A 12,280-nucleotide genomic window follows, 5' to 3' on the forward strand; every position below is an offset into this window, starting at 1 on the left:
ATTTTAATAAATATAATGGTAACCTATTTGGACTAAATTAGTGTTAGACAGATATTAGAAAAATTATGATTAAGCCCTTCGCTTATGCGAGGGGCTTTTACTATACACTCATACTTATAAATGTAATATAATGTAATTAGTGATAATCATTTTAAAAATATAGTTCATGGGAGAGAGACATGATACAGTTAAAAGATTTAGGTACATTTGAATCAGTGCCTCATATCGTAACAGATATTGTAACAGGAAATATTAGCGCGTTAGAAAATGCATTAGCCAATGGTTGGAATATTAATCAACCTATAGAAATTGGTGAGTATAGTGAGCATACACCCTTAGAATTAGCTTTGGTTATGTGTTGCTTGCCAAGTATTCAATGGTTAGTGGAGAATGGCGCTGAGCTTAACGATGAGGAAAACCCAAGTTTCTTATTAGCTGTACGGTATTGTAATAAAGAGATTATAGACTATGTTGTGGCTCATGGTGCTAATGTTCATGCTTTAAACCGTGTGAAAGTAGATGTTTTTCAAGCTGCCTTATATGGTAAGCAATATAAGCACTTACAGATAATTCATGACTTAGGCCATACAGTTCAGAAATATGGTGGTCCAGCTTTTAGAAATGCTATTACAGATAGAAATTATGAGGTCCTAGATTTCTTTATCAATCATGGTGTAGATATTAATTACAATAAACCAGATTTTGTATATCCTTTTAAGCCAACTCCACTATGTGTAGCTGCTCGGTACGTAGATTTAAAAATGTGCAAATACTTGGTAGAACATGGCGCTGATGTGACCATCACAGAAAAGGATGGCATGCGTCCCTATAGCATTGCTGTTGAAAAGGGCGATATGGAAATGGCTGAGTATTTTAAAAATCTAGAACCAGCTGAGTATCATGATTTACAGAATAAAATGGATCAATTAAAATCATTTAAACTACCAAAGGCGTTAGTATTATTTTTAGAGGGAGATAATCTCTACTTTGAATTGCCAGATTCTGATTTTATATCCATAGAATTTTTCCCTCTAATTGATACAATTCCATTTAAAGTAGGTCGTCGTAACCTATTGCGTTTATCTAAAGAGCTAGGCGAGTATAATGATTGGCAAATTGTATGGGATCCTAAATCTAAAAAGATTGGTTGTTATGATACCGAGTATCAGGAGCTACGTGAACTCTGTAAGTTTGATGAGTTTATGGTAGATATGGCAGGTCAATTAGAAAACTTATTCTAATGTATATCGTAAAGGAGAGGCGATACATATGATAGATACTTTTGAGAAAACATATACAGATTGGTCCATTGATGTAGGTGACTATAAGTATGAAGGGATTACCTTGAATGAGGTTGAGCAAAATCTCTACGCTATTGAGGATCAAGAACAGGATTTTGTAGTTATATCACCATCAAAGGCAATTCCGATAGATACTAAAAAGTATAACTTTGTGCAAGTTTGTAGTGATCAAGATACCGATTTATTACATATAGAGCTTAGTGTAACTAATGATGGTGAGAAGGGCGCTATCATATACGGTAAAAATGAGCTAGGACATCAAGAAGCATTCCAGATCATAGAAGAATTTATTGCACATCATAAGTTACCATCATTAGATGATTGGGAAGTCGTACTAGATTTAAGACCAAAAATGGAAAGCTATGTAATGGGTACAAACGATGACTAATCCTGTAATATTTGATGAACAATTAAGGCAATATACCATATCCTACGAAGGAATACAGTTTTGCTGGGATAATGAATTCAAAGATTTACATTATTTTGCCATAGATGGATGATATATTTTCCATGATTTTGCTAGTATGACTTATATGTGGAGTCTATTATGTTATATACACCTAATAACATTTTGTATAAGTATATTCGCTATCGATTTAGACGGATTCAGATTCAGTGTAATATGTTATATGATTTAGCACCAGAGGAAGAAGATGAGATTTGTCGTAATCTATTAAAAAAGAGAGCGAAGATATTAATTCCAGCTGGAATATTATATTTTTTGCTTTTTGGGATTATCTTTGCTTGGCTAGTAGGAACAACTGAGGAACTAAATCCCTTAATGCAATGGGAATTAAGAGTCATAGACTATGTGATACCCATTTTAAATACCATAGATATTAAGTGGTATGCATATCCTCTAGATCTATTATGGGTAGCAATTATATTAGCGCCTATAGCGATTATAAATGCATCTCCTTATATCATTTTTTCTTATATTGTAGATACCATATTGATACGACATGAGGTAAAAGCTTTAATCAAAACTTATTCTATAAATGAGTAATTAAGAATTTAGATTATATCGGTTTAAACTAGGAGAGGGTATTATGAGTAATCTGAAAGACTTTGATTGGACTGGATTTTGGAACGATGTTGACTATGCATTTGAATCCTATATTGGTAAACCGGTTACTGATAAGGATATTAAAGCAGCTGAAGCAGAATTAGGTTATACATTGCCTGCTGCATATATTGAGCTACTTAAAAACCATAATGGTGGTGTAGTAAAGAAAAATTGTTTTATTAATGATGATGACGATTGTGTATATATAACAGGAATATATGGCATCGATAGAGATAAAAAATACTCTCTTTTAGGTGAGATGGGGAATGAATTTTGGATTTCGAAAGTAAAATATCCCCCTATCGGTGTCGTTGTAGCGGATACGATTTCTGGTGGTCACGATATGATTTTCCTTGATTATCGTGACTGTGGTCCTAGCGGTAAACCTAAGGTTGTACGTGTAGACCAAGAAGGTGATTATTCAATTACTCTCTTAGCAGATAATTTTGGTGACTTTATTAAGAACTTATATATCAGTATAGAAGAAATTACGGATGAAGAGTTTCAATCGTTAAGTGATGCGGAAAAGGTTAAGCTCCTTAATGAACAAGAGGGCATTGATATCAAGCGTGCGATGGAACTGTTAACTAATATGGGTATCGATAATTTGTCTCCTATACTATTAAGCACCTTAGGACGTATGTATAACAATAATGGCCACGCAGCAGAGGCTATTGATTTATTTAATCGTATTGATGAGGCATATCGCGATTGGTCTTGGTATTATCGTTGTGGCTATGCTCATGCATTTTTGGGATGTGGTGAAAGCTACGAATCTGAACATGTGCAGCAAGCATTACAGTTAATAGAAGCAAGTATGAAAATGGCGAAAGAGTCCCATTTAGATAAACAGCTGGGCTGGTGTTGCGAAGTTGTAAAATACTTATTAACTCAAATCAAGCCAAAAGATTACAAGGAGGATTACCCTGTGATTTTTGATACCATTGAGAACCTCTTTGATAAGAAAAATAGTAAAATTACTACAGAAGGTAAAGCTACTGGAGACATTGATGAACGCGAAGAGGATAACTATCCTACATATGATGTAGTGCATTGGGTATTTAATAAGCAAACATATAGCAGAGAAGAGTTTACCAAAGAATACAATGAAAATGTAAAGAAATATGTAGATGATGAAGCAGATGACGACGATAGATTAGAAGAACCTGAAATTCTAGTAACCTATGAAGCTTGGATTGAAAGTGAAGACCAACTTTTTGATAATGAACGTGTTACCGACGAAGAATTGCTGGAAGAAGATAAAGAAGATGACATGTGGCAAGTAGAAATTATGGCTCATCTTGTAGCGGATAATGGTACATATTTTACTAGAGAAGAATTACTTTTTAAATTACACAATTTAATGGCCAATAAAGAATTAGGAGATCACGTATTCTTTGAAGGTATTGAATACGAAGGTCATGAATGTGAAGGGTACGGACTTATAGATAATGAAGATGGTATACCTGTATTCTTTATTGTTTGTGGTAGCTAGTTAGTATAGAACATTATAAGACAATAATAGATTAGCCCTTCGCTATGCGAGGGGCTTTTACTATATACGTAGAAATTATATACTTTTGTGCTTCGGGCTACGTTATTTTATAGGGGATTAATGTAGAATATTGAGAAATATGTTAGGTATAATAAAATCAAAGCATTGTTTAAAAGATTACAAGGAGGATTATATTATGATTTTTGAAATGATCAAAAACCTTTTTAACAAAAATGAGAACACGGAAAAGATTGAATATCTTGGTGTTGATAAAGATGGTAATAAAATATATGAAGGTTATTATCATGAGTTTAAGGGAATTCCTTGGGTTTTTAATAAAACTACCTATACTAAAGAAGAGTTTGCTAAGGAGTTTTATACATGCTTAGAAGAGCATAAAGTTAATCCTGATAATTTACCGCCATTAGTAGAGCCTGAAATTTTTGTAAGCTATGAAGCTTGGATTGAAAGCAAATGTCAGCTTCACGCTAATGAACACTTATACGAGGTAGATGAATTACTAGAAGACGATAAAGAAGATGATATGTGGCAAGTTGAAATCTATGCTCGCCTTAAAGCAGATAATGGTCAGTACTTTACTACTGAAGAGCTTCTTTTCAAGATACATAACTTAATGGCCAATAAAGAGCTCGGTGATCATGTATTCTTTGAAAATCTAGTCTATGATGATCACGAATTTGAAGCTGATGAAATTGAAGATATTGACGATAATGATGAAGGTATTCCTGTATTTGTTGTATGGCTTGGTAGCTAGTTAAATAGTCTTTTTTGTCATAAACTATTATTTTAAAATCTGTAATTTATTGTTTTGTGTTGTTTGTTATTATTATGCTAAGATGAGTTCATATACATATTGATAATATGAGGGGAAGTGTATTGTATGTCTATGACTGTTGAACAGTTTTTATCTTTTTCTGAAAGTGAGCAATTACAAACTGTTAAAGAGCTTAATGATACTGGAAATGTAAAAACTATTATTGATGTGTTAACTCGTGTAGGCATAGAAAATTTATCTATACCTCTGTTAGGTGAGCTTGGTAGAGCTTATAACAATAATGGCAATGAAAAAGAGGCAATAAAGGTATTAGAGTCTATTGATGAAGAGTATCGTGATGCGGTGTGGTATTATCGTTGTGCCTATGCGTATGGAGCCATTGCTTTAGACAATAATGAATCGTATACATCAGATACTATGAAACAGATGCTAAGATTAGTAGATCAGGGCGTACGTTTAGCTCAGGAAAAGAATCTGGATGATATAAAATCGTATTGTTTTGAAGTCATTGATATGTGCTATATGCAGATGGACTTTGAACAGTGTGAAGCAGAGTATCCTGAGTTATGTAAAGCTTATAGCAATTATGTAGCAGAGAAAAAGAAGAACCGAGAAGGTGTACCTCGTCATCGGACCATTACTATTGAAGAAATCCAAGCTACAGATGATATGTGGACCATTAATGAGCCCATGTATTGGACTATCAATATATATGGTTCTTACGATGATTATTTAGAATCTGGAAAACCTTTCACTTTAGAGCAACGATACCTAAATGCAATATGTTGGTATTTTGCCGAGGTCAATAATGGTGGTCATCATCAATTTTTATATAACTCAACAGGCATTGTATGGGAAGATGCTCTTGCTGGCTTACGCCTCTTCAAGATGGATGAGCTAGCAGATAATTTACAATCACTTATCGATTACTTTGGTGGTTCAGTTCCATTTGATAGAGCTGAACGATGGACTATTTTACAAGACTGGGAAAATGAAGAGAAATTGTTCGATTTTCTCGATAAAAAAGATGATGTAGTGTATGAATATGATGGAATTTATGAAGATACATTCGTATATGAACATCCTGAATTATTTGTATTTGATGGTACCTATACGATTCCAGAATAAGCTTGGGATATATTTAACAAGATATAATCGATGTAACCGGTACAACTGGTACAACTGGTACAACTGGTACTTTCACTATGTTAATCGATTTTATTATGTAGTAACTTTCACCAAGTAGAACCGATATATTAGAGGTATTACATGTTAGATAAACAAGGCGTATATGATTGTTTACGTGACCATCATATCGATTTTGAAATTACAGATCACGCACCATTATTTAGTATGGACGATAAGCCAAATGTGCAGTTGCCCTATCCTGAGTGGGATGCGAAGAATTTGTTTATACGAGATCATAAACGAGAGCATTACTATTTAATTACCGTTCGTGGTTCTAAACGTGTAGATTTAAAACAATTCCGTAAGGATCACAAGCTAAAAAAGATTTCTTTTGGTTCAGAAGAAGAGCTATGGGATATTTTGAAGATTAAACCAGGTCACGTATCTCCATTCTGCTTGCTTCATGATGAGGACCGTAAGGTCCATTATTATATTGACGCGGACTACAAGAATAATTTAATCGGCATACATCCGAACCAAAATGATGCGACTGTGTGGCTTCAAGGTAAAGAACTAGTTAAACTCATTGAAGAGCATGGTACAATAGTAGAATATATTACATTGTGATTTAGGAGTTTTTTATGAATAAAAATTTGTTAAAACGTATTGTACTAACATCTGCTATTGCAGTATTAGGTGTAAGCACATCTTTTGCAGCTCTTGTTATGGAACGAGATCAATCAGTTGATACAGCACCAAGTGTAGGTATGTATCGTTTCGAAGTACCTTTAGAGCTACAAGGAACTTATAATAGTGCAGGTGTAGCTAATCTGACAGCATCTATGGAAAAAGAACCTAATACATTGTCCATGAATGTGGCGCATGTAAAGGGTAATCCTTCGGAGTCTTATGTAGTTGAAATCTATAAAGATTTAGCTGCTATTGAGACACATCGCAAATCTGACCATTATCAAGCCTTTGTTAATGAAGTAGGTTCTAAATTAACAAATCGTAAGATGTATGATGTACAGTCTGTACTTTTATTTGAAAAGAAAGATGCATTATCCATTGTAAATGATGGTAAGGCAGTAGTTACCTTAACTGAGTTTACTGTTGATAGCAATGAAATCGATACGGTACAACGACAATATCAACTCGATATGGAACGTGCCGTTCGGGATGATGCGGGTTATAAGGCTGGTTATGTGCTTCGTGAAAGAAACGCAAAAAATCGCTGGTACATCATTCAGATCTATAGCAATCAGGAAGCCCTTACTAAACACTTGAATAGTCCAGGCTATCGCTTTATGATGAGCCAAATCCAAGGTAGTCTACAAGGGGTTACTACTAAAGTATTAGATGGGGATATCCTCGTAAACCATGGTGGTCAAGCTTTTGTTAGACCTTAGTCTTTGATAAAATACTAATCAGTAAAGTTACTGCTAGCATATTATGTGCTAGCAGTTTTTTGCTATATAATAGGTTATAATCTAGTTAATTCTATTTAGGAGTTATATATGACACAACAAGAACGATTGAGCTATCTTTTAGAGGGATTGGTAGCAGAATATAAAGAGAAATATAACGAACATATAGATATTCCAGTAAATGAAGAAGAACAATTTACTCTATTTAGAGCACTATGTAATATTCGTCCAGCAGGAGCCATGCCCGCGGAATGGATGAAGATACAGGATGAATACTTAAATACATTGGCTCATGAAAAAGGCATCGTTACGATTAACGATATGGAAGAGCGAGAACCTCAGATATATTTGTGGCAAGGGGATATAACGCGTCTAGCGGTAAAGGCTATAGTCAATGCAGCTAATGAGCAGTTGCTCGGTTGTTTTCTACCGAATCACAAATGTATTGATAATGCCATTCATACTTTTGCTGGTATTGAGTTACGTATGGCCTGTGCTAGGATGACTGAGTATATGGATATGCCTGAAAAGACAGGTGTAGCTCGTATGACCTATGGTTTTAATTTACCTGCCAGTCATGTTATCCATACGGTAGGGCCTATTGTTTATGATACTGTTACAGACTTAGAAAAAGAACAATTGTCATCGTGCTATAGATCTTGCTTGGAGCTAGCTAATGCTTATAGTTTGAAGTCCATTGCATTTTGCTGCATTTCTACAGGTGAGTTTAGATTTCCTAATGAATTGGCAGCCCAAATTGCTATCGATACGGTACGTAGGTATTTAAAAGAAACAAATAGTAAAATCCAAGTGGTATTTAACGTATTTAAGGATATAGATTATGACATCTACAACAAATTATTGGGATAATATAGAACGTGTAAAAGATTTTTTGAATACAGCTGATGCGGTACTCGTAGGTATTGGGGCCGGTATGTCTACTGCAGCGGGTCTGACCTATAGTGGAGAACGTTTTCATAAATACTTCGATGACTTTCACAAAAAGTACGCTATCACAGATATGTATTCTGGTGGATTCTATTCATTTGAAAGCATGGAAGAATATTGGGCGTGGTGGAGCCGTCATATCTACTATAATCGCTATGATATTTCAGCAGGTGAACCTTATATTTGGTTGATGGAGTTGTTACAAAATAAGAATTACTTTGTGATTACCACTAATGTAGATCATCAAATGCAATTTGCTGGAGTGGATAAAAATAGATTTTATTATATGCAAGGTGATTATGGCTTGTGGCAATGCTCTGAGCCATGTCATCAAAAGACTTATGATAATGAAGAACAAGTGCGTCGTATGGTGAAAGAACAAAAGGATATGAAAATTCCCACAGAATTAATTCCTCACTGTCCTAGATGTGGCGAACTAATGACGATGAATTTACGTGTTGACGGTGCCTTTGTGCAAGACGAAGGTTGGTATGCAGCTCAAAAACGATATGCAAGTTTTATAGAGAATTATAAAGATAAGAAAACCGTATTGTTAGAACTTGGTGTTGGCTATAATACACCGATGATTATTAAATATCCATTTATGCGGATGGCACATGACAATATAGACACACTATATGTACCAGTTAATATTGAAAAACAATCGATTCCATTTGATATTCAGCAAAATACAGTATTGTTTAATAATGACATACAAAAGGTATTGAATGATTTGTTATCTTAAGAAGGAGTTAATGTACTATGAATTATAAATACACCTATGAAAGCCCATTAGGAACCATGGTTATGCTTGGTACATTATCATACTTAACAGATTTGTTTTTTGTTGATGAAAGTCACGCACCTACGTATGATGATGCAGATTATATAGAACAAAAAACAGGTCCTTTTGAGGTGACTATTATGTGGCTAGATCAATATTTTTCTGGTAAAAAGCCTATTGTTACACCACCAATTGAGCTAGAGGGTACAGAGTTCCGTAAATCTGTATGGTCTATATTACAGACAATTCCCTATGGGGAGACTACGACTTATGGAGATATTGGTAAAAAGATTGCACAGCAACAAGGTAAAGAGAAATTCTCTGCTCAAGCCGTAGGGGGGGCTGTAGGGCATAATCCAATTTCTATCATCGTTCCTTGTCACCGTGTTATTGGTAGTAATGGCCAGTTAACGGGCTATGCAGGGGGCATTGAACGCAAGAAATATATGCTAGACCTAGAGTCAGAGCATAAATAAAGTAATAGTAAATATAAAACATAGATAATAATAAAAGAGATTACTTCTATGTATAGTTAGACATACATAGAAGTAATCTTTTTTTGTGTTTAGATATATTTAGTTGTAATGTAAATAGATATCGTAATAATAAGAATACGAGCAAATACAATACTTTAACAATGTACTTATTTTAAATAAATTTGTTTTCTAAGGTACCAATACCACTTATGGAAACTGTAACAATATCTCCTGGTTTTAACCAAGAATACTTACTTTCATTTTTACCTAATACTACACCACTAGGCGTACCTGTAAAGATAATGTCACCTTCTTGGAGTGTCATATATGTTGATAAGAAGGCAATAATGTTATAAGGCTTAAAAATCATTTGTTCTAGCTTTGCTTGTTGACGTATTTCACCATTTACTGTTGTCGTAATAGTAGCACTTTCAAAGTCAAAATCATCAGGAGATACAATATTAGGACCAATAGGAGCAAAGTGATCAAGCGATTTGCCAAGAATCCATTGAGAACCTCTAAACTGTAATGTACGGGCAGATACGTCGTTACCAATGGTATAGCCTAAGATATGTTCCATTGCCTTTTCAGGAGATATGTTTTTACCAGATTTACCGATGATGATAACTAATTCTCCTTCATAATCGTAATGGAAAGTTTCGTCTTCAATAGTAATTGTATCATGATTACCTGCAAGAGCATTTGATGTTTTCATAAAGATTTCTGGAAAATCATGTGTAGCTAGACTAGTTTCAGCAATATGATCAGCGTAGTTAAGGCCGATACAAATGATACTTTTAGGATTAGGAATTAAAAAATTTTTATTTTCGTTCATAATAGGGACCTCTAGTAAAATAGGATAATGTATATCTGAAATTATTATAATATAAATAGGGCGGTAGCTATACTGTAAAAAACAATTTTTATATTCAACGATAGTATAGCTAGGGGCCTATTTGATAATATACATATCTATTAATATGTTACCTATATATAGATGATATATCTTAATAGATACTATATCTGTATATATAATTTATCATCTCTATAGAATCTATTGAAAATACAAGATGATAGTGATAAGATTAAGTGTATATCAATATAAATGGAGGTTATTGTTATGAGCAAGAATATCGATTGGGATAATCTCGGTTTTGGTTATGTAGAAACCGACTACCGTTATTTGACTACATATAAAGATGGTAAATGGGACGAAGGTGGTCTAATTACTGATGCTAACGTTGTCCTTAATGAATGTGCTGGTGTATTCCAATACGCTCAAACTGTTTTTGAAGGTTTGAAAGCATACTATACAAAAGATGGTCACATCGTATGCTTCCGTCCAGATTTGAATGCAGAACGTTTGAATCAATCCTGTGAACGCCTTGTGATGCCTACATTACCTGAAGGTCGTTTCCTCGAAGCTGTAAAAGAAGTTGTAAAAGCAAATAAAGACTTTGTTCCTCCATATGGTCATGGTGCAAGCCTTTATATTCGTCCTTACATGATGGGTACAAACTCCGTTATCGGTGTAAAACCTGCTGATGAATATCAATTCCGTGTGTTTACAACACCAGTAGGTCCTTACTTTAAAGGTGGTGCTAAACCAATCAAAATTCGTATTACTGATTTTGATCGTGCAGCTCCTCATGGTACTGGCCATATTAAAGCTGGTTTGAATTATGCTATGAGTTTGTATGCTATCACTGATGCTCATAATAAAGGCTATGCAGAAAATATGTATCTTGATGCGGCTACTCGTACACATGTAGAAGAAACTGGTGGTGCTAACTTCATCTTCATTACGAAAGATGGTAAATTAGTTACACCTAAATCTGATAGTATCTTGCCATCCATTACACGTCGTTCTTTGATGTATGTAGCAGAACACTACCTTGATATGACTGTAGAACATCGTCCTGTTCATAAAGATGAATTAAAAGACTTTGCTGAAATTGGTCTTTGTGGTACAGCGGCTGTTATTTCTCCAGTAGGTCAAATCGATACTCCAGAAGGCACTATTAATGTTCCTGCTGGCATGGATGATATGGGTCCTATCACTAAAAAATTATATGACACATTACTTGGCATTCAACATGGTGAAATCGAAGCTCCTGAAGGCTGGGTAGTTAAAATTTGCTAATTATTTAACTATGCAAATATGATTTAATTATGCAAACATGAAAGTATATAAAAATGGCATCTACCGTATGATAGATGCCGTTTTTGTTTTGTATTTTATTATTTTAATAAAGTAAATAAGATATTAGCAATAAACCTATTAGTAAAATAGTAGATTATTAGTTAGATTTTGCTCTACTATGCACTTTAGCCATAAATTTTTCGTTGTTAATGACAAAGCGTTCATGTGTACCACGACCGATAATACCAATGCCATCAGAAGCTTCGATATCGAATGTGATTTTGCGACCTTCTACGGCGCTTACAATAGCTTTTGCTGTTACTGTTGCACCAAGTGGAGTAGGGGCTTCATGGGTGATGGATAAAGCAATACCTACAGTGCCTTCACCTTCTTCTAAGTATGGTTGTACTGCTTCTTGAGCCGCTTCTTCCATTAAAGCGCACATGGCTGGTGTGGCAAAGACATCTAAAGAACCAGATTTCATTGTTTTAGCAATATTAGATTCTGTAACTGTTACAGTAGCCGTAGCTGTTTGACCTGCTGATACCATATTATACCTTCTTTCATTAAGAAAATTCTCGTTATAATAGTATTATACATCTTTCGATAATTTTTATGCTAATGTAATGATACATATTTTATAGATATATGTATACACCTCTAATGCTATATCGGTTATCAATTTTAAATATATTAAAAAAGCTATTCAAATTAAA

Annotated in this window: 14 protein-coding genes; 12 read left to right on the top strand and 2 right to left on the bottom strand. The window is 34.3% G+C overall.

Annotation, left to right across the window (positions count from 1 at the left end; genetic code table 11):
* The first annotated feature begins 179 nt into the window (after positions 1–179).
* The 11 genes from AAA071_RS00620 (at position 180) to AAA071_RS00670 (ending at position 9,421) form a co-directional block, all read left to right on the top strand.
* Positions 180–1,241: an ankyrin repeat domain-containing protein gene (locus tag AAA071_RS00620; protein ID WP_004697163.1), complete on the top strand. Its 1,062-nt coding sequence runs from the start codon at positions 180–182 to the stop codon at positions 1,239–1,241.
* 28 nt (positions 1,242–1,269) lie between these two features.
* Positions 1,270–1,689 carry a hypothetical protein gene (locus AAA071_RS00625; protein ID WP_004697316.1) on the top strand — a complete coding sequence of 140 codons (420 nt, stop codon included), beginning with the start codon at positions 1,270–1,272 and terminating at the stop codon, positions 1,687–1,689.
* Between the two features lie 159 nt (positions 1,690–1,848).
* Complete coding sequence (locus AAA071_RS00630; protein WP_195213255.1) at positions 1,849–2,307, top strand: glycosyl transferase family 4; 459 nt, start codon at positions 1,849–1,851, stop codon at positions 2,305–2,307.
* Positions 2,308–2,350: 43 nt separating this feature from the next.
* Complete coding sequence (locus tag AAA071_RS00635; RefSeq protein WP_195213254.1) at positions 2,351–3,862, top strand: SMI1/KNR4 family protein; 1,512 nt, start codon at positions 2,351–2,353, stop codon at positions 3,860–3,862.
* A 196-nt stretch (positions 3,863–4,058) separates the two neighbouring features.
* Complete coding sequence (locus tag AAA071_RS00640; RefSeq protein WP_195213253.1) at positions 4,059–4,637, top strand: hypothetical protein; 579 nt, start codon at positions 4,059–4,061, stop codon at positions 4,635–4,637.
* 126 nt (positions 4,638–4,763) lie between these two features.
* Complete coding sequence (locus AAA071_RS00645) at positions 4,764–5,786, top strand: DMP19 family protein (protein WP_195213252.1); 1,023 nt, start codon at positions 4,764–4,766, stop codon at positions 5,784–5,786.
* A 141-nt stretch (positions 5,787–5,927) separates the two neighbouring features.
* Entirely contained in the window at positions 5,928–6,413 is a 486-nt protein-coding gene (locus tag AAA071_RS00650; RefSeq protein WP_195213251.1) for a prolyl-tRNA synthetase associated domain-containing protein, read from the top strand.
* 14 nt (positions 6,414–6,427) lie between these two features.
* Positions 6,428–7,195, top strand: a complete 768-nt coding sequence (locus tag AAA071_RS00655) for a putative quinol monooxygenase (RefSeq protein ID WP_195213250.1) — start codon at positions 6,428–6,430, stop codon at positions 7,193–7,195.
* A 108-nt stretch (positions 7,196–7,303) separates the two neighbouring features.
* Complete coding sequence (locus tag AAA071_RS00660; protein ID WP_195213249.1) at positions 7,304–8,083, top strand: protein-ADP-ribose hydrolase; 780 nt, start codon at positions 7,304–7,306, stop codon at positions 8,081–8,083.
* Positions 8,055–8,906: an SIR2 family NAD-dependent protein deacylase gene (locus AAA071_RS00665; RefSeq protein WP_195213248.1), complete on the top strand. Its 852-nt coding sequence runs from the start codon at positions 8,055–8,057 to the stop codon at positions 8,904–8,906. Before AAA071_RS00660 ends, AAA071_RS00665 begins: the two co-directional genes overlap by 29 nt.
* Before the next feature lie 17 nt (positions 8,907–8,923).
* Positions 8,924–9,421, top strand: coding sequence for a methylated-DNA--[protein]-cysteine S-methyltransferase (locus tag AAA071_RS00670; protein WP_278604620.1), 498 nt, complete (start codon positions 8,924–8,926; stop codon positions 9,419–9,421).
* A gap of 172 nt (positions 9,422–9,593) precedes the next feature.
* On the opposite strand, the gene AAA071_RS00675 is transcribed toward AAA071_RS00670, so the two are convergent.
* Positions 9,594–10,256, bottom strand: a complete 663-nt coding sequence (locus AAA071_RS00675; protein ID WP_004697151.1) for a fumarylacetoacetate hydrolase family protein — start codon at positions 10,254–10,256, stop codon at positions 9,594–9,596.
* A gap of 285 nt (positions 10,257–10,541) precedes the next feature.
* Between AAA071_RS00675 and AAA071_RS00680 the strand changes: the two genes are divergently transcribed.
* Positions 10,542–11,564, top strand: coding sequence for a branched-chain amino acid aminotransferase (locus tag AAA071_RS00680; protein WP_008713759.1), 1,023 nt, complete (start codon positions 10,542–10,544; stop codon positions 11,562–11,564).
* A 157-nt stretch (positions 11,565–11,721) separates the two neighbouring features.
* On the opposite strand, the gene AAA071_RS00685 is transcribed toward AAA071_RS00680, so the two are convergent.
* Positions 11,722–12,114, bottom strand: a complete 393-nt coding sequence (locus AAA071_RS00685; protein ID WP_195213247.1) for a thioesterase family protein — start codon at positions 12,112–12,114, stop codon at positions 11,722–11,724.
* Positions 12,115–12,280 lie beyond the last annotated feature (166 nt).

Source organism: Veillonella parvula (assembly GCF_040097785.1).
Classification (GTDB): Bacteria; Bacillota; Negativicutes; order Veillonellales; family Veillonellaceae; genus Veillonella; species Veillonella parvula_D.